The 19,842-nt window shown below is 47.8% G+C and carries 17 protein-coding genes; all 17 read right to left on the reverse strand.

Annotated elements, in window-relative coordinates; translation table 11 throughout:
- Positions 1 to 119: 119 nt before the first annotated feature.
- The 17 genes from cntE to AC3ITG_RS26330 all read right to left on the reverse strand — a co-directional run bounded on the left by cntE (position 120) and on the right by AC3ITG_RS26330 (position 19,581).
- Complete coding sequence (gene cntE, locus AC3ITG_RS26250) at positions 120 to 1,316, reverse strand: staphylopine family metallophore export MFS transporter CntE (protein WP_413373380.1); 1,197 nt, start codon at positions 1,314 to 1,316, stop codon at positions 120 to 122.
- Positions 1,313 to 2,077 (reverse strand): ABC transporter ATP-binding protein, encoded by a 765-nt coding sequence (locus AC3ITG_RS26255; RefSeq protein ID WP_489251815.1) that lies wholly within the window; start codon positions 2,075 to 2,077, stop codon positions 1,313 to 1,315. The genes cntE and AC3ITG_RS26255 overlap by 4 nt, the downstream gene beginning before the upstream one ends.
- Positions 2,043 to 2,888 (reverse strand): staphylopine uptake ABC transporter ATP-binding protein CntD, encoded by an 846-nt coding sequence (gene cntD, locus AC3ITG_RS26260; protein WP_489251816.1) that lies wholly within the window; start codon positions 2,886 to 2,888, stop codon positions 2,043 to 2,045. Before cntD ends, AC3ITG_RS26255 begins: the two co-directional genes overlap by 35 nt.
- The gene (gene cntC, locus AC3ITG_RS26265; protein WP_489251817.1) at positions 2,869 to 3,756 is read right to left on the reverse strand and encodes a staphylopine uptake ABC transporter permease subunit CntC; all 888 of its coding nucleotides are present in this window, start codon (positions 3,754 to 3,756) and stop codon (positions 2,869 to 2,871) included. The genes cntD and cntC overlap by 20 nt, the downstream gene beginning before the upstream one ends.
- Entirely contained in the window at positions 3,756 to 4,688 is a 933-nt protein-coding gene (gene opp1B, locus AC3ITG_RS26270; RefSeq protein WP_489251818.1) for a nickel/cobalt ABC transporter permease, read from the reverse strand. The genes cntC and opp1B overlap by 1 nt, the downstream gene beginning before the upstream one ends.
- 13 nt (positions 4,689 to 4,701) lie before the next feature.
- Positions 4,702 to 6,291, reverse strand: a complete 1,590-nt coding sequence (cntA, locus tag AC3ITG_RS26275) for a staphylopine-dependent metal ABC transporter substrate-binding lipoprotein (RefSeq protein WP_489254533.1) — start codon at positions 6,289 to 6,291, stop codon at positions 4,702 to 4,704.
- 260 nt (positions 6,292 to 6,551) lie between these two features.
- Positions 6,552 to 7,853, reverse strand: a complete 1,302-nt coding sequence (locus AC3ITG_RS26280; RefSeq protein WP_489251819.1) for an opine metallophore biosynthesis dehydrogenase — start codon at positions 7,851 to 7,853, stop codon at positions 6,552 to 6,554.
- 30 nt (positions 7,854 to 7,883) lie between these two features.
- Complete coding sequence (locus AC3ITG_RS26285; protein ID WP_413373390.1) at positions 7,884 to 8,678, reverse strand: nicotianamine synthase family protein; 795 nt, start codon at positions 8,676 to 8,678, stop codon at positions 7,884 to 7,886.
- Positions 8,679 to 8,705: 27 nt separating this feature from the next.
- Positions 8,706 to 9,539, reverse strand: a complete 834-nt coding sequence (locus tag AC3ITG_RS26290) for a histidine racemase CntK family protein (RefSeq protein WP_489251820.1) — start codon at positions 9,537 to 9,539, stop codon at positions 8,706 to 8,708.
- Between the two features lie 736 nt (positions 9,540 to 10,275).
- Positions 10,276 to 11,502, reverse strand: a complete 1,227-nt coding sequence (locus AC3ITG_RS26295; protein WP_489251821.1) for an amidohydrolase — start codon at positions 11,500 to 11,502, stop codon at positions 10,276 to 10,278.
- 101 nt (positions 11,503 to 11,603) lie between these two features.
- Positions 11,604 to 12,665, reverse strand: a complete 1,062-nt coding sequence (locus AC3ITG_RS26300) for an LLM class flavin-dependent oxidoreductase (protein ID WP_489254534.1) — start codon at positions 12,663 to 12,665, stop codon at positions 11,604 to 11,606.
- A gap of 68 nt (positions 12,666 to 12,733) precedes the next feature.
- The gene (locus tag AC3ITG_RS26305) at positions 12,734 to 13,606 is read right to left on the reverse strand and encodes a LysR family transcriptional regulator (protein WP_053783190.1); all 873 of its coding nucleotides are present in this window, start codon (positions 13,604 to 13,606) and stop codon (positions 12,734 to 12,736) included.
- Between the two features lie 272 nt (positions 13,607 to 13,878).
- The gene (ssuE, locus tag AC3ITG_RS26310; RefSeq protein ID WP_413379810.1) at positions 13,879 to 14,427 is read right to left on the reverse strand and encodes an NADPH-dependent FMN reductase; all 549 of its coding nucleotides are present in this window, start codon (positions 14,425 to 14,427) and stop codon (positions 13,879 to 13,881) included.
- A gap of 24 nt (positions 14,428 to 14,451) precedes the next feature.
- A complete protein-coding gene (locus AC3ITG_RS26315; RefSeq protein ID WP_413030309.1) occupies positions 14,452 to 15,369 on the reverse strand; it encodes an ABC transporter permease in 918 nt (305 codons plus the stop codon).
- 55 nt (positions 15,370 to 15,424) lie between these two features.
- Entirely contained in the window at positions 15,425 to 16,357 is a 933-nt protein-coding gene (locus AC3ITG_RS26320; RefSeq protein ID WP_062324145.1) for an ABC transporter permease, read from the reverse strand.
- Between the two features lie 42 nt (positions 16,358 to 16,399).
- Positions 16,400 to 18,043: an ABC transporter substrate-binding protein gene (locus tag AC3ITG_RS26325; protein ID WP_413030311.1), complete on the reverse strand. Its 1,644-nt coding sequence runs from the start codon at positions 18,041 to 18,043 to the stop codon at positions 16,400 to 16,402.
- Positions 18,044 to 18,240: 197 nt separating this feature from the next.
- On the reverse strand, positions 18,241 to 19,581 hold the full coding sequence (locus tag AC3ITG_RS26330) for an LLM class flavin-dependent oxidoreductase (RefSeq protein WP_489251822.1): 1,341 nt from the start codon (positions 19,579 to 19,581) through the stop codon (positions 18,241 to 18,243).
- Between the last annotated feature and the right edge of the window lie 261 nt (positions 19,582 to 19,842).

Raw genomic sequence — 19,842 nt, forward strand, 5'->3', positions numbered from 1 at the left:
CCCCGGATTTTCCCTTCTGAAAAGGATATCAAAAAAATCTGGGGATAACAGCGATCGGAAGGTTGTTCTGTCATCGGAGTGGCAAGTGTAAACATTCTTTAGTTCAATTTATATGGCAGTTAACCCACAGACATATCTGTGACTGGTTTTCTTCGTTCATAGGCAAAAGCTATCATTACCGCCCCTAGGATAGCACAAATCATGTACATAAACGAATAGGAGGATAGATCAGCGATCGGTCCCATCAGCACACCGCCCAAAGATACACCCAGATCTGCTGTCGCAATAAATAAACCGATTAACACATTCCGATTCAACTGTGGCAGCACAAAGGATAAATAGGTGGTTAACGTTGGATAGAGAATGGATTGAGCGATACCCATCAAGATGGCCCCTAGATACAAAAGGACAGCTCCTCCCGTGTTTGCCCAGCTTACACATAGTGCGGCTACTGCCAACAGCAGCATCGTTCCCATGATAAAAGGAGCATGCCACCTGCCATCGGAGGGGATTTTTTTACGTAACAACATCCGGGCGAGCACAACGGTTCCTGCCTGAAGCATCAGATAGACACCCGCATTGCCGCTTGGCAATTGACTGGCGTACAGGGGAATAAAGGTCGTTATGGCACCGAATACAACGGAAGCACTTAGCATCAGTACACTGCATCTAAACAAGAATGGATTTTGCACCAACTGACGAAAGGATTGAAACATGCTTACGTTCTGCTCCGATGGATTTCCAGCAGCATGTTGCTCCTTGCCCTTGTCCATCTTGGCGGTATACCCGAAGACGCCTGTACAGACGGCCATACCGATCAGAACGACTGTAAAATATTCCATACCGCCTGTCTGCCAGATCCCTAACGCGAGGACAGGACCCACAATGCCAGGAATATAACTGAACAACGAATAATAGGAAATTCCCTGGGAACGGTCTTTCTCCGGCAGAGCATCAATAATGCCAATTTGCAGAGCCATGGAAAAGAAAGCCGTTGATACCCCCTGTAAAATACGAGCGACCAGATAGCCTCCAAGCCCCGTAAACGTATATAAAATCAGGGCAAAACCATTAATAATCAGAATAAAACGAAGTACTTTGATTGGTCCGCGCTTTTGAATGATATGACCTGCCCATGGCCTGAAAAACATAGTTGTAAACATATAGGCGCCCATAATCAGCCCAATGGTTGTACTGCTCGCCCCTAAGGATTCACCCTGTAAAGGAATAATGACATTAAGAATTGCATTTGCACTAAAATACAGAAGAACCAGGATGTACAAACGCAGAAACGGCCATGACATCGCTCCACTCATCCCTGGTCCTCCCCCTGAAACGTAATTAAATAGGTTAATAATTTCCTGGCATAATCGGACTGAACATCCTTCAGCTGCTCAATAGGCACCATTTCCTCAATCTGACCGTCCCTGAAAATAATAACCCTGTCGCAAATATAGGCTGCTGCCTGAATATCATGCGTAATGAACACGTAGCTCATCTGATAGAATTGCTTCAATTCTTTTAACAATCGCAGCACCTGAATCTGCACAGACACGTCCAGAGAACTGATGGATTCATCGAATACAATGCATCGGGGTTCAGTAGATATGGCTCTCGCAATACATACTCTCTGAGCCTCTCCACCGGATAGTTCATGCGGATATTTGAGCCTGTAGGACGAGTCTAATCCCACTTGATGCAACAACGTATCCACCTTGCTTTGCATATCCGCTTCCACTTTTTTATGAGCCTTCAAAGGCTCCATAATGGCTTCTTCCACCGTGAGAAATGGATTAATGGAGGACGTATAATTTTGAAATACGGCACTGATGCTGCCCCTTCTCACGCGGCGTTCATTCACGCTTTTCCCCTCAAATAAAATACGCCCGTGATCAGGCTTCTCGATGCCCAGAATCAGACGACCTAATGTCGACTTGCCGCTCCCACTTTCGCCGATGATGCCGAGACATTCGCCATGCTGGCATTCAAATGCAACTTTTTTCAACACCAGCTGCCTTTGTTTGGAGAATAATCCGCCTTGTTTATAGGACTTTTCTATCCCATCCACCTTGAGCATCTATATCCCCTCCCTGCATCAATTTCCTGAAATGATTGCTCAGCTCCAACCGGGTGGAAACCAAATATTGAGTATAGGCATGCTTCGGCTTCGTAAAAACAGACCGAATGTGCCCACTTTCGACAATGGCACCGTCTTTCATGACCATCACTTCATCTGCAATCTTCTGGACCACACCGAGGTCATGGGATATAAACAGCATGGAACAACCCATTCGTTCGCGTAGTAGAATCAATTGTTCAACCACTTCATATTGAGAGATCGTATCCAATGCTGTTGTGGGTTCATCCGCAATGATCAGATCCGGCTCCAACACGAGTGCCAATGCAATCATAATTCGCTGCAACATGCCACCTGATAGCTGATGTGGATATTGATTCAAGATTTCCTGCGGATTCTTTAACATGACGCTTTCCATGGCGCTAATGATCTTCCGTTCGCTCTCTTTGCTATTCCAGTCGAAATGCGTCTGTAGCGTCTCCCGGATATGGACACCGATTACACAAGAAGGGTCAAATGCTCTCATGCCATTTTGCAGAATCATGCACAGTTTTTTGCCTCTTCTTCGTCTCATCTCTTGTTCAGAAAGCTGGTTCATGTCCTCGCCTTTGAAGAGAATCGTTCCGGATTGGCGAATCCAGGGTTTATTCAAACGCATAATGGACCTGCATGTGACGGACTTGCCACTTCCGCTTTCTCCGACAATGGCCAGACAGCTTCCCTGTTTGACCTGAAATGAACTGTTATGAATAATGACCTTGTCCGTATTGGCATCCCAGATCTTCAAATGTTTAACCTCTACTATATTCATAAACGGCCTTTCCCACCTCTTTTTTACGAAGCTTACCTTGGGAAGTCATTAATTTGGGGTCCAAAGCGACCTGAAGCGCATCCGATAAAAAATTAAAGGCCGATACGACAATCACAATGGCAAGTCCAGGTGCCAGCATTAACTCCGGTCTGGAGAACATGACTTCCCTTGTCTCATTCAACATCATCCCCCATTCGGCATGAGGGGCCTGGATTCCCAAACCCAGAAAGGAAAGTCCCGAGATCTGCAGCATCATCGAACACATGGAACCACTGGCAATTACCGCAACATCGGCAAATGTAACCTGAACAATATGCTTGGTTATAATTCTAAAGCTGCTAATGCCAGAGGCTTTGGCGAATCTCACATACTCCATCTCAGAGAACTGCATCACGGATGTTCGAATAACGCGGGCAAACCACGCCCATTTCATGACCACAAACGCAATCAGAATATGTTCAAGTCCCGCACCCAAAATGCCGACCACTGCCAGTGTCATGACGTATCCCGGGAAAGACAGCATGACATCACAAAGTCTCATGATCCAGGCATCTATCTTCCCCTTGAAGTATCCCGCGATAAATCCGACGACAGCTCCGACCAGCACAGATATCATCAAGGCTACCAAAACCCATAGCACACTGGGACGAATACCATAAATGAGTCTGGATAACACACATCTGCCCAAGTGATCATTTCCTAGCCAATAGGTCCAGGAGGAGGAAGCATATCGAAGCTTCATATTTACTTCCTCCGGATCATGGGGTGCACACAACGGGGCACATATGCCCGCAGCAATAATGATCACAATGACAGCGAGCGATGTCATCGCAAGCTTGTCTTTGCTCAAATTTCTTAATAATCGCATTAGAGATCCTTTCTTAATCTGGGATTCATCGCCGCATTGATCACGTCAGAAATCGTATTAAACAGCACAAATGTTACGGCCAAAATAAGAACATACGCCTGAATAATCGGGAAATCCCGATTGAGGATGGACCTCACGCTCAACCTCCCAAGTCCCGGCCAGGCAAACACATTCTCAATCACGACGGTGCTGCCGAGCACGATGGGGATCGCCATGCAAAATATGGATACCGCCACTTGCAGCGAATTTCGTAAAATATGCAGGGTCACCTTCCGCTCACTTAAGCCGCTTGCCCTTCCATAGAGCACGTAATCCTCATTCATGTTGCTTAACATCGAACTCCGGACTGTTCTAAAATAAATGCCTGTATAACTCACCGTAATCACAATCACCGGCAGAATGTAGCTTTTAAACGAATCCATTCCGCTCGTAGGCAACAAGTCCAGCTTGACGGAAAAAGTCCAGATCATGATGGCTGCGAGCCAGTAAGATGGCATTGCGGTCAGGATAAACGAGAGGCCTCTGACCGATTTATCAACGGCTTTCCCTTCTCTCATGGCACAGATCACACCCAACAGGATGGAGAATCCAATAATGAACACCGATGATACCAGCGTTAATTTTAATGTGTTCAGGAATGCAGGACCAACCAGGGACCACACCGGTTCACCGGATACATACGAGCTGCCAAAGTCAAACTGCATACAGGCAATCAACCAATTCACATACTGAATGACGAACGGTTTATCGAACCCCAATGCTTCATTCGTTTGGGCGATTAATTCATCCGTGATCTGAGGAACCTCCTGTGCCTGTAATACAACTACCGCGGGGTCCAGGGGCGAAAGATTAATGAGTACAAACGTTATCAATGAAATGACGAACAGCAAGGGTATGGCGAGCAATATCCGTTTGACTATATAACTTCCCATATCCATCCCCGCTCTATTTAAAATTCATTTGCTCAAATGGCAACTCATATTGAGTCTGTTTGAATGAGATTCCGTCCAGGTTTTTGGGAGCCACGACAGTTACTCGCCCATTGGTAATAGGAATAAACACGGCTTCATCATGGACAATTTTCATAATATCGGCGTACAGGGATTGGCGGGATGACTCATCTGTAGAAACCATAACTTTATCAATTTTCTTATATAGTTCATCCGCCTGGGTTATGCCGCTTGTTGTATGTTTATAGGCGGAATCCGAAGTGAACGCAGAGATGGTGCTCTGTGGATCGTACGCCAGTCCCCAGGTTTGATTAAACAGCAGATCATATTCCCCGGTTGCCCTTCTGTTCGCGATGGAAGTGGATTCCTCACCGACAATCTCCAGCTGAATGCCCAATCTTTTTAAGGCATGCTGGATCAATTCCGACTGTGTTTTTTGCGAAGATGAATTGCTGTCATAATACAATGTCAGAGCTAATGACTGGCCATTCTTCGTTCTTACTGCCTTACCGTTTGTGAGTGTCCAACCTGCTTTCTCCAAAAGCTCTTTCGAGGTCTCGGGATTATACTCCCGCTTCTTCAATTCAACATGGGCGTAGTTAACATTTGACGAGAATAAGGTGTCCGCTACGGTCTGAGTTCCGTTAAAAATGTCATTGCTGATCGTTTCCCGATCAATGGCAAACCATATCGCTTCACGAACTGCCGTTTCGTGAACAGGGTTATCCACTTTGCTGCTATTGGCTACGATCATATTCGTATTCATCGCTTCACTTCGGACCACTTGAAAATCACCCGAGTCAGCCAATTGATTCATGGCTTCAACATCAATGCTGTCGGCACCCCGATCATCGGTGAATATAAAGTTGATTTCGCCCTTCTGTAATGCCAGTAATGTCGTTTCCCCTGCCGGGAGAACCTTGGACGTGATTTTTTGGATCTCAGGTGCGCCGCCCCAGTAATCTGCATTGGCTTCGAACGTTGCATTCTCATCGATTTTATGTCCTGTCAGCTTGTAGGGTCCTGTGCCGTGATAGCCGCTTACCCCGTCCTTTGTGCCACCATTCGTAAAATCTTTGGGTGATATAAATACATACGGTCTGGTCATGGACAGCTCCACCAGAGCTGGATAATAGGGATCGGAAAGCACCAGTTCGAATGTGTATTCATCCATGACTTTTGTACTTACGATTTTGGTAGACAGCTTAATCCAGGCATGTTTTTCGGCGTTCGCCTGAACCGCATCGATATTTTGTTTGACCGCCTCGGCGTTAAACGGTTCACCATCATGGAATTTCACATCCTGTCGCAAATGAAACGTATACGTTTTCCCGTCTTCGGCAATCTCCCATGATTCTGCCAGTAATGGCTTGATTCCATCGACCGTGTTTTCAACCAGGGATTCGTAAACCATCCCTTGTGCGGGCATAGAACCGGTGTATAAATGAGGATTCATATCATTAATATCCTTGGCGGATGCATAAATGAGTTCAGACTTGACCTCGCTATTCGCTGACTCCGTTGTTGTCCCCCTATCTTGCCCACATCCTGCGAGCACGGTAATGACAGACAATAACAGCAACATTAAACCCAAAGCACTACCCTTTTTCACAACTTTTCCCCCTGATCATGAAAGATATATACAAGTTCACTTAGAAAATGTTACATCGTGCTACTCCGATTGCAGTACCATCTTCCGATCGCTCTTATCCCCAGATTTTTTTGATTCCCTTATATAGAAGGAAAAATCCGGGGATAAAGGCGCACGCTTCGCTTCTTCAGATTGGTTCTGCACTCTCCGTTATGATGTAAAATTCAGGTTCACTTGTATAGATTGAGATGTAATTAAACCTTGCTGTTCGCCAGCCCTGCGCAGATCATCCGAATGTCCTCATCGAAGGATTGAAGGACAAATGCATCGGATAGATCCTGATCCGGGTGAGCGCGAGCGACTTCTTGAATCTTCCCCTCATAGGTGTCAATAAACGAATCGATGGTTGGGCAGCTTACCTGCAAATGTCTTGCAATGCCCTGAATGATTTTGATGCGGTAATAATCCTCCTTGGGCATTCTGGGAATGTCCAACGCTCCATCCTGATTGACAAACATCTTCCTGAAGGGAACGGCCGAAAAGTCAAAATACTTGCCCTCCGGGTTGGGCTCCGAAAAGGGATCAATCAACAACGAGGTGTATCGTATGTATAATAAATACTCTTGATGAATGTCTTGCAACTGATTGAAATTCTCTATATCGTGGCGTGATAAACTCTCCAATCGTACCGGATAATTATCATCCGTCATGAACTGAAGCAGATTGACACCCTGGATACAGAGCCTATCCGTAATCGTCATAATTTCGTTCCACTGTGTCCACATGTCCCGAATCAAATATTGGGTTACAGGACCTTCGGGGTAGATTTTATATACATATTTCCGAGTGTCTGACGCTCCGAAGATGGCATCCAATGAGAAGTCATTCATGAACAGTGGCGGGTGCACATATAAAGATATATTTCTCGTTTCTGCCTCGATTGGAGAAGACATAACTTCCAGCGCAATGCCCAATTGCTCGTACATCTTGCACAGTCTGTCCACATGTTCAGAAGGAGTTGAAGTAGAACCGATATAGACCTTTTTCTTGACTCCTGTTGTAATGACATGATTGGACGGTTGGTCGTTCATCCATCGAGTATCCCCCAGATAGGTAGAGAAGCTGATCACTTCCGTATCCGCATGCAGCTGCCCCACATAATGGCTTACCAGCATGTTGGAGCCAAAGGTTGGAGAGACCAAAATAATGCATTTCACTTGTTTGATGAAGTTATCCTTCATTTGTTTCAATACATCGACATAAGCATCCGTTGTCACAGCGAAAATGAGTGTATCCCATTCGCCTTCAATCGTCTCATATCCCTTAAACACCCGATCGATGAAGCATTCACCTGCCAATGGTCGATGCTTTTCATTTTGAATGCTTGCTCCAATGAATCCGTCACTTTGCCGAACTGCTTCAAAAAAAGATTCTGAGCGTACCGATTCTCTTCCCACCATTCCTACGGTGCAATTGAATTGCTTTTTGAGCGTTACTGCCAGCTGAATGGATGCAGGGCCTGTTCCGAGCAACAGAACTCGTTGAAATTCGCTCATATGGACCTCTCTTTCCCAAGCTCAAGCGAGCTATGCTTTTTGGTATAACGCAATATCGAACACATCATCCGGACGAAGAATATTGTCGACCATTTTCCACTTGCTGCTGTCGGTCTCTCTCATCGGATAGTTGAACAACGACTTTAACTGGTTACCGTACCTCATCGCCACCACCACATGTTCATTCGTCAATACATGCAATTGATCGAGGAGATCATATTTATTGGCAACGGTGGAACTGAAAATGATATGTGTTGCTTTTCTCGTAAAAGCAAGGTCCTGCACCAATGTTTGCTCCAAATGGATGTTCAAGCCCGCACCCAGCTTCTCCACAACCTTCTGCCCGAGTGTAATGGCTTCTGCGTCAATATCGATGCCAACTACCTCTGCCTCTGTTCGCTTGGCGATAAACAAAGGCGTCATGGGAAAGGACCCGGAGCCTACCAGCAGCACTTTGGAATCCGAGGTGACATGAAAGCTGCCAAACTCTTTTTCAATACATTCTTCTATATTTCTGAAATAATCCGCGATTTCCACATCTCCGTCTTGCAGCTTCAATGCCCGATATTTCTCCATGACCGCCACACACCGTGCAGATTTGTCTCGTAGATCAAGGACAAGTTGATGCATGCTGCCTGATTCCTGATGATCGAGCTGTTCCCAGATTCGTTCATTCTCCTTGTCCGTTATAAACGTGGAATAGTCATCAATTAAAGCCTCCAGCTCTGAGCTGTGCTGAACCGTATGATCATATCTGCCTGTCAACTCATCGAATTTCCCGGAAAATTCACTCAAGCATGTTTGAAAATCAATCAATGTCTCCATTCCTTTTCCTCCTATAACTCGTCATGGTCATGCATCTATAAAGGCTTTGCCCTGGGCCACGATTCCAACAGATCCTTCGATCGTAATTCGCTCAAGCTCTTCTCCATTCCACTCAGCCATCACTTTAATCGCACCACCAGGCTGCTTGATATGCTGAACGATTTCCTTTTGCCTGCTCCATGCCAGATAGGCTCCCACCGAGGCTGTACCTGAACCGCACCCCCTTTCCCAGATCAGACTATCTAGCTGTGGGACAAATATGAGCGGTGCCAGCTCCTCCGATTGGGATTTGTATAATAAAATGCCAATCAGCTTATCCCCCAAGGTTAAGCCTAATAATCGCGCCAGCGCTTGAGCCCTCTTTCTCATCGTTTCATCAAACGCTTCCACTTCGATGACGATATGGATGAATTCCCGATACCGAACGATCACCATATCCATATCGATTCCCTCATACTTGACGGTTCGTTGTTCAATCTGCTCAGGTATGGGCATCGTGACTTGGCAAAAATATTCATTCTGCTGCTGCTTCACCTGACATCTGATTAATTGATCTGTCCCGGAAACTTCCAAGACGATTTCTGTGAAATCAGTGGATTTCAACTCGTTCTCGGACGTGATATACGCAGCCAAAGCCATGCAGGCATTCCCGCAGAACTCTCCACCGGCCATTTCCAAATGGGCAGCCGCCTCCGGTTTTATCGCTCCGCCAATGAATCCCACTTGTTCGGCGTATACGTTGTCATAGGACATAATTTGGGCGGCGATGTGTGGATATGTCTCAGCAGGATGATTCGTCTTCACCAGAACCGTCATATTTTGAGTGGGATTAAACTTGATAAAATCAATCTCCTGTTTCATCGCGGCCGCTACTCCTATTCTTGTGATGGAATTAAGCCTGAGCTCACTTAGCTAAATTGAAATAAAGAATATTTACACTTGCCACTCCGATGACAGAACAACCTTCCGATCGCTGTTATCCCCAGATTTTTTTGATTCCCTTTTTCAAAGGGGAAAATCCGGGGATAAAGGCGAGGTGTATGCTTCCGATGCAGCTTTCTTTCAGAAAGCTTTTAGCTCCGCTTCTTCAGGTTATTTCTGTCCTCTACGTTCTTGTGTAAATGTGTAGTTAATTTATATAAAATAATTATAATAGTAATCATTACGATTAAAGGTCGAGAAAAATATAGCACATCCCATTTGACGGCGTCAACAAATATTTCCATATCCAAAAGAGAGCATTATGACTGTAATTTTGTGTTTAAACGGGAACAGAGATGACGTATTTACGTCAGCTCTATTTATCTCAACGTTTGCTATTAGAGGTACATCAACGACGACTAAAAGGCATCACGGATGCCAGCAATGCTTTTGCATATTCATTCTTTGCATCCGAGAGACGATTACGTTCAAGCTCCTCCACGATCGTTCCCCGATACATCCCCAGTGCAACCAACGGTTCAGCTGAACTACAACTACTAAATTAAAAATACGGGAATAGCAAAAACGGTCACCTGTTTGAGGTCACCGTTTTTTGCGTCCATTCGCTATTGTACCAGTTTATTCATTATTCGCGCATTTACGTAGCAGTTATCGCTTATTCTCCGTTTGACTGCAACTTCTGCAGTGACTGTTCAGCCAGCGCTGCCAGGAGATGTGCGCCAAGCGGCAGCGCCCGTTCGTCAACATCGAATGCAGGATGATGCCATTCGTGTGGGCCTGACGTTCCGAGGAAGAGGAACAGACCTGGGACTTCCTTTTGATAAAAGGAAAAATCTTCGCCAGCCGGGGAAGGTATCGGTCGGATACTGTTCAACCCAACCTCGCTCACGACCTGCTCCGCCGCTGCAACCAATGACGCATCATTGACCACGGCAGGTGGTCCCTGAATCCAGCGCACGGTAGCCTGTGTCCCGTAGGCTGCTGCTACTCCAGCAACCACCTGGTTGAAACGCTCGCGAATCCGGGCACGAACCTTCTCGTCAAAAGTACGCACGGTGCCGTCCAATATCGCTTCTTCTGGAATCACGTTCCAGGCGGTGCCGCTGTGAATTTTGGTCACACTGATCACGGCGCTCTCCTGTGCTCCGACATTACGACTCACGATGGCCTGTAATGCAGTCACAATATGAGATGCAACCACAATCGGGTCAATGCCCGCTTCAGGCACTGCCGCATGGGTTCCGACCCCCTCCACTTTAACCACAAAACCATCTGCCGCTGCGAGCAGCGCTCCTTCACGGATACCTACCGTACCAACCTGCAGATCCGGTTTGTTATGCAAACCAAAAATAGACTGAACTTCCGATAGCGCTCCGCTCTGAATAACCTGCCGTGCCCCCGTCGCCTTCTCCTCCGAAGGCTGGAAAATCAACCGAACTTTCCCTTGCAGCCGGGACTCACGCTGTTTCAACAATCGTGCAGCACCGATCAGAATGGCGGTGTGTGCATCATGACCACAAGCGTGCATTCGGCCAGCGATTTGCGAGGCATACTCCAGCTTCGTTTCTTCCTGGATCGGCAGGGCATCAATATCTGCGCGCAAGGCCACTATTGGGCCATTGCCCTGCCCAATTTCAGCAATAAGGCCCGTTCGCAGCGAATATTCATCTGCAATCCGTACCCCTTCCTCCACCAGCCAGCCTCGAATGGCTTCTGTCGTTTCCCGTTCCTCTCCGGATAGCTCGGGGTTACGATGCAAATGTCGCCGAATCGCGGTTAAGTGCTCTGCGAATTCTTCATCCTGCCCAACGTAAATTTCATGCTTGCGGCTCTGTTCTTCTTGCTCTGCCTGTTGCTCAGGCTGTTTCAGATCACTGCTCACGATATTGCCTCCTTTTATCATCGTATGTGCCATGTAAGATGGATTAATATAATACACGGGTCACTTCGCTTCAGCAGGTATGCTCTATACCATGTATATGCCTAACCGATCACCGCTTGCGCAGGTGTCGACTCATTCGCGAATTCGCCCAGTCCCTGCTCATCCAGCGCCTCCCGCAACAGTTCAAATGAACGAATACGCTTGGCAAAATCACGTGTGGCTGTAGTAACAATCAGTTCATCCACGGCAAAATCGTGCTGGAACTTCGCCAGAGTCGGAACAACCGTGTCCTTCGTACCTCTCGTCACACTTGGCTCCAGAATCTCGATCCGATACTTCTCGTTCGATTGCCGTCCGAATTCTTCCGCCTGCTCAACGGAACCAACCGTCAATACCTTGCCATTCTCCAGATGGATCTTGACCAGCATATGTTCACTTGCCAGTCCTTCGGCTTCTTCCGCACTCTCCGCCACAATTAATGATATAGCGAGGATGGCATACGGCTCCCGTCCATGTGAGCGGTCGAATTGTTCCCGGTAAATACGCAAAGCCTCCAGAGCAACCTCCGTGTTGCTATTAATAAACAGTGAAAATACATAAGGCAGTCCCAATTCTGCCGCCATGCCTGCGCTATCGATACTTGCCCCAAGCACGTAGAGCTCGGCCGGGATTTGGGATACTGGCGCAGCGCTCAAGCCGGCCAAAGGATGTGTTTCATCTTCATGCGGTTCATTATGGATGAACTGCTTCACCTGATTGATTTTCTCCTTAAGTGAAGCGGCCTCCTGAATCCCTTGTTGTAGTGCCTGTGTGGAACGGGGCAATCCCCCCGGAGCACGCCCAATACCAAGATCGATTCTCCCTGGGCCAAGCGCAGAGAGCACATTGAAGTTCTCGGCCACTTTGTAGGGACTATAATGTTGAAGCATCACCCCGCCAGAACCGAGACGAATCCGCTCCGTATGGGCCAGCAAGTGGGAGATGAGTACTTCCGGTGAGGAGCCGGCAACATGGCCTGAATCATGATGTTCCGATACCCAGAAACGATGAAATCCAAGCTGTTCAGCCCGCTGTACCAATTCAATCGTATGCCGAAAAGCATCAATCGGCGTCTCCCCTTCATAGATCGGGGTTTGATCCAATATGCCAACACGAATACCCATCATATTCTCCTCCTTCGATCATGCCGAACCTGACTTTTTAAATCCTTCCTTACTTCCTTAATGAGTCTCTATAGCTGCCGTAGCAGTTCCCCGAAAGGCTCTGCAAAAGGCGAATGTTCTTCTTTTAACGTAACGACGCTGATCTGCAATGATACACCTGCAACCTCGTGCACCTGAATGGGGAACAGTTCCTGCTCCCGTACTTCCTTCTGCACCGTTAACCCAGGAAGAAATGCGATGCCTGCCCCCTGCATAACCAGTTTCTTCGCCGTTTCCGAATGATCAACGTGATATGTAATATCCGGCGGATGTTCCAGCGAGTCAAAAGCCCGGTGAATACGCAGCCAGTCCAGTGAACCACATTCGAAAAAGACCAGTCGCTCATTCCGGATGGCTTCCATACTGACATGCCCACGTTCTATAAACGGATGTCCCTTGTAAACGTAAAGCTGAATTGGATCTTCATAAAAAGCAACCGTACGAATCGCCGGGTGCATGACCTTGCGAACAAACGCCAGATCAATCTCTTGACTGAGCAGCTTGGCGATCAATTGGTCTGTCGTTGCTGTCGTCAGCTTAATGCTGACCTCAGGGTAAGCTTCCTTGATTTTGGGCAGAAAGTCGGGAATGACATAGTTGGATACGGATACCGTACTACCGAGTCGTAGTGCATCGGGCGTCGTACGGCGTTGCTGGATCTTCTGTCTGCCCTTCTGAATCACTTGCAGCACCTGCTGGGCGTAGGGAAGGAATTTTCTCCCCTCTTCCGTGAGCACAATCTGTTTGCCAAGACGGTCAAACAATTTGCAGCCGAGTTCACGTTCAAGGGACTGAATACGAGCGGTGACAGAAGGTTGGGACAAAAAGAGTACCTCGGCAGCCTTATTGAAGCTTCCGTAATGATTGATGTATACAAATGCTTCAATGTTCTCAATATTCATAAGCGCCCCCCGAATTACAAATTGAACGAAGAAGATTTACACTTGCCACTCCGATGACAGAACAACCTTCCGATCGCTGTTATCCCCAGATTTTTTTCATCCCTTTTTCAAAGGGGAAAATCCGGGGATAAAGGCGAAGCGTATGCTTCCGATGCAGCTTTCTTTCAGAAAGCTTTTAGCTCCGCTTCTTCAGGTTTTTTCTGTCCTCTACGTTCTTGTGTAACTGTATAGTTCAATTTTTATATCTATTTATCCAATGAATTTACTTGGTTTTATGATATCGTAATACCATTCTTTTCCAGAGTCAATATCAATTCTTCCAGGGAACGATCCAATCGTGCAGTAATATCCGCCGAGAGCACATATTTTCCGTCATCAAGCCGATCAATTCCCTGATCAACCGCGTATACTCCACCGAGAATATGTCTTCCGCCAAGTGCTGCCAGAACAGGCTTCAATGCATAATCGATGGCGAGCAGATGGGCAATCGAGCCGCCGATGACTAATGGAAGAGCCAGCTTGCCCCGCAGTCCTTCCTGTGGAATCAGATCCAGGAACAACTTCAGCACGCCTGAGTACGATGCTTTGTATACCGGTGTAGCCACGATAACTGCATCCGCGGCTTCGACAACAGCGAGTGCATCACGAATGAATGAGCTATCAAACTTGGCCTGCACTAGATCTTCCGCTGGCAGGTCGACTACATGAATCACCTCAACGGTAATGCCTGCCACTCTTAATTTATTGCTGCTGTAATCCGTAAGGCCTGTCAGACGCGAACGTTTGGAAGGCGATCCGGCAATAATAACGACATGTGACATCATGATTCCTCCTTGGAATAGCGGTCAAGCCGCTCCATTTACTTTGGGGTCCAACCGATCGCGAATATCGTCTCCAATCAGATTAACCGCCAGTACAAACATGGTAATTGCGAGTCCCGGGAAGGTACAGATCCACCAGGCAACCGTCAGATAACCTCTCCCTTGCGAGAGCAACGCTCCCCAGTCCGGAATTTCCTTCAACACGCCAAGTCCGAGAAAGCTGAGCCCGGAGCCTGTCAGAATGGAGGTGCCCACGCCCAGCGTCGCCATAACCAGCAACGGTGACAACGAATGAGGCAGTACATGCTTCCAGAAAATACGGGCATTGGAGCCCCCAAGTGAACGTGTAGCTGTAATAAAAGGCAAACCTTTAACGGACATGACCTGCCCACGCATCACCCGTGCATACCCCGGAATGGAGGATACCGCAACAGCCAGTGCAATGTTAAGTAGTCCAGGCCCCAACGCTGCCGCGACGGATAATGCCAGTAACACGCCCGGAACAGCCATCAGAATATCGACGGCCCGCATGGTGATTGTATCCAAAATACCTCCTGCATAGCCGGCAATAATGCCAAGGGCACTGCCCACAAGACCACCCACCAGCACCGAGGCAAATCCAATCAGCAGTGAATCCCTGCTGCCATGCACAACCACACTGAAGATATCCCTGCCAAAATAATCTGTCCCAAACAGGTGCGCAGCAGAGGGAGCCTGCAGGATGGCATCCGTCATCATCTGAGTTGGATCATAAGGAGCAATCCATCCCGGCACGATTGCACAAGTGACGGTAAACACCACGACCAGCAAAGCTGCATAAAAGAATAAACGGGATACCGCGAATGAGACGCGGTGACGCAGGGGACGGCGACTCCAGAGGCGTAAACGCCCTGTTCTGGCCGTCCAACCTTTTTCATCACCCACCAATGGTTTCATGCTCATAAGACTCCTCCTTCCTCACTACGCGTTCAGATGTTTCAGACTGTTCCATCCGTCCTCACGTTCGGACTGCACGCCTAACTCTGGGATCAATGTACGCATAAGAGATATCCACCAGTAAATTCAACACTACATAGATAATCGCTGTGAAAAAGACTACGCCCTGCACAACAGGCAGGTCTTTGGCCATCAACGCATCCGCGATAATTCTGCCGATACCCTGCCTGGAGAAGACCGTCTCCACCACGACGGTTCCTGCGAGAAGATCACCAATCAACATGCCGATGACCGTCACCGCAGGAATCAGCGCATTACGCAGCGCATGACCGTACATGATGGTTCGCTGTGAAAGACCTTTTGCTCGCAATGCTACGATAAACGGTTCGTTCACCACTTCCAGCATGCTGTTACGCACCATACGTACGATGAAACCCGCACCGACGAGGCCTAGTGTTGCAGCAGGAAGCACCAAAGAGCTGAATCCGTCGGAACCCATCGCCGGGAACCAGCCGAGCTGGACCGAGAACAACAGGATCAACAGAATGCCGGTCCAGAAGGTTGGCATGGAGATGCCAAACAATCCAACGAGCCGGGCGATAAAATCAATCACGCCATTACGATGAATGGCAGACAGTACGCCGAGCGTAATGCCAATGGTTATCGCAATGATTGAGCTGAGCGCGGTCAACGCCAGTGTGGCGGGGAAATGTTCCAATATTTTGGGCAGCACCGGGTCGGAATTAATCATTGATTTGCCGAAATCCCCACGCAGCATGTCTCCGAAATAGTTGGCAAACTGGATGTAAAACGGCTGATCCAGACCCAGCTGAACCCGCAGGTTCTGAATCATCTCCGGTGTTGCCGATGACGGGTCCAGCATAAGCAGGACCGGATCACCCGGCAGCAGATACATGATGCAGTACACCAACACCGAAGCTCCCAAAATAACCAGAAGCGATGTAGCAAGTCTTGTCAGTATCGTTTGAACCATACCGGGTCGTCTCCTTCCAGTCTGCATAATTGACGGTACGTTTTATGGCTGAATCCGAACATCATTGAACAACGGATACCCGAGTGAATCAAACTTGATACCCTGCACCGACTTGGATGCAGCCACTGTATAAGGGAACACATAGATCGGTAGAATTACAGCCTGCTCGATCAGATATTGCTGAATCTGATTATAGATATCCACGCGTTTATCCGGATCAGTCTCCACCGCTCCCTGTTCGAGCAGTTTATCGATCTTCGGATCAGATAAACCGGATAATGTCGGACGTTCACCTTCTGCACTCGTATGATAGAAGGCATAGAGCGCATTCGGATCAGAATTGACCTGGCTGTTGCCATAGAGATCATAATCCCAGTTCTGATAGATGACCGTAGCAACGTCCTTCGTAATTTCAACCTCAACTGCTATACCCACCTGCTTGAGCTGCTGCTGAATAATCGCTGCAATGTCGTTACGTTTCTCCCGATTCGGCGAACCGTCCACATAATGCAGGGTCAGCTTCTTACCATCTTTTTCACGAATGCCGTCTGCTCCCTTGACCCAACCTTGCTCATCAAGCAGCTGATTGGCCTTGTTGATATCCGGATTGATACTTCCTTCCAGAGAAGCATTATAACCGAGGATTCCCGGAGACAGTGCAGACCACGCGCGTTCGTAGTTGCCCAGATACAGTGTCTTCACGATGGATTCCACATCAACTGCAGATTGCACCGCCTGTCTGACTTTCACATCATCCCAAGGCGCTTTGCGCAGATTGAAGAAGAGGGTATATGGCAAACCAACGGTATTGGCCTGCAGCAATTGCTGGTTCGGATCGTTCTTCAGGGCAGCAATATTTTGCGGCGGAACGGTCTCGGCGGCAAGTACCTGCTTACTCTGTACACTGCCGATGCGTGTTGCTTCTTCCGGTACAATTTTGAACGTAATCGTATCAATATGAGGGGCACCTTCATTTTCAACGGTTTCGGGAGCCCAGTTGTAATCCTTGTTTTTGGCGACAACGACATCCGCATTTTCATCCCATTTCACAAAGGTATACGGACCGGTCCCTACCGGATTTTTACCCAGTTGATCGCCATACTTTTTGGCGGCTGTAGGAGATACGATCCCCAGCAGGGCCTGACTCAAGTTGCCGAGAAAGGCTTGCGAAGGTTGTTCCAGATTCACCTTGATGGTGTATTCATCAATAACTTCCGAGGAGCTATAAGGTCTAATCAGGGCAAGGGAATTGGCGGCTTTGGTGGCCGGATCGATCACCCGATCCAGATTGAACTTCACGGCATCCGCGTTAAATGGTGTGCCATCATGGAACTTCACATCTTCACGCAGTTTGAACGTATAACTTTTGCCATCCTCCGATACACTCCACTCCTTGGCAAGCCAAGGTTTGATGGAACCATCCGGCAGCTGTACCACCAGATTGTCATAGATCGTTCGGATCGCACGTACGGTCACGGCAAGGCCACTTCGATGCGGGTCCAGCGTATCCGGCGATGTGGCGAGTGCGTAGGTCAGGTTCCCACCTTCTGCTTGCCCAGCCGCCTGCTCCCCACCGGAAGCCTGAACTGCACTGTTCGAGTTACCTGCCGCTCCGCAACCGGATAATACCAGCACCAATACTGCCGCCAATGCCATATATTTCATCCATGAGATAGACCTGTTCATATAGCTTCCCCCTCTGTGTATACAGGTGTCATTGATTCATTGAATTAATGATTTAATGAATTATAGGTTTTTATCAACATAACCTATCCGTTAACTTGGTTTTACAGCATCATTCGGCACTTTCCGCATATGCAATCTGAATAGCTTATCCAGACGCCTCATTCCTTGACTGTGCCGAATTTCAGCTTCACAGTTTCTTAAGCCTCGGTTCCCACTTGCTCCCGGGCAGCCGTGTAACGATTCACGGGAATTTGCACACCGAGATTGCCACGCAATGTGTCATGCTCGTATTCGGTGCGATAGATACCACGCTCTTGCAGAATCGGAACAACCAGTTCTACGAAATCGGCCAATCCACTTGGCAGTTCGGAATGAATAATGAAACCATCCGCCGCTTCGGCTTTGAACCATTCCTGGATCTTGTCAGCCACCTGCTCCGGTGTGCCAAGGAATTTGCTCTTCGGTGTTGCTGCCCGCAGGGCTACTTCACGCAGCGTCAATCCTTGCTCTTTGGCATCCCGCTTGATTTTGTCCGTACCACTGCGGAAGCTGTTGCTTCCAATGCCATTCAATTCAGGGAATGGTTCATCCAGCGGATATTGGGAGAAGTCATGATGCTCGAAGAAACGTCCCAGGTAGTCCAGCGCTTTATCGATAGTGACCAGGCTGGCAATCTCCTGATATTTCTGTTCTGCTTCTTCTTCTGTCCGTCCAATGATTGGATTGATCCCTGGCAAAATGACGATATCCTGTGTGGAACGTCCGTAGGTTGTTGCGCGGGTTTTGACATCTTTGTAGAAGGCCTGAGCATCCTCAATAGAATCATGCCCTGTAAAAACAGCATCCGCTTCTTTGGCAGCAAGGGTCTTGCCATCTTCTGAAGAACCTGCCTGGAAAATAACCGGCTGCCCCTGCTTTGAACGTGCAATGTTAAGTGGGCCCTGTACGGAGAAGAACTCTCCTTCATGATTGAGTGTGTGCAGCTTGGATGGATCGAAGAAAACGCCGCTTTCTTTGTCTCTTACAAAGGCATCGTCTTCCCACGAATCCCACAAGCCCTTGGTCACCTGTAAATATTCGGTTGCAATCCGGTAACGTTCCGGGTGGGTAGGATGGTTACTTTTGCTGTAGTTTTTGGCTGAACCTTCAAGCGGGGATGTAACCACATTCCAGCCAGCGCGGCCGTTACTAATCAGATCAAGGGAACCGAACTGTCTGGCAACTGTGAATGGATCACTATAGGAGGTGGAGAGTGTTCCAACCAGACCAATCCGTGACGTAATGGCGGCCAGGGCGGACAACAAGCTGATTGGCTCAAATCGATTCAAGAAGTGAGGTATGGATTTCTCGGTAATATAAAGACCGTCAGCGATAAAAACGAGATCGAATTTGCCTTCTTCTGCCTTCAACGTCTGGCGTTTGTAAAATTCAAAATTCACACTGGCATCCGATTGAATCTCCGGGTGTCTCCAAGTCGTCATGCTGCCTCCGACACCGTGGACAATCGCTCCAAATTTCAAACTGCGCTGAGCCGTCATATTACATTCCGCCTTCCTTGGATTAGGATATATCAAGAAATTTCTAAAGTCCGATCTGATACGGATAACGAAAGAAGAAAATTCAAAAGTTAACTATTCCTATGAGTTTGGTCAGCTTTAATTTCACAAATCTTATCACTGCCCCGCACATCGGTCAACAGCGTTGCTTATAGAACTTTTCTATATAAGGATTGGATATCTAAATAAGAGGATGGATTAGAGCTTATAAAAGTCTCCGACTGCTGCACACTGATATGACAG

This window comes from Paenibacillus sp. GL_099_B (genome assembly GCF_057835695.1).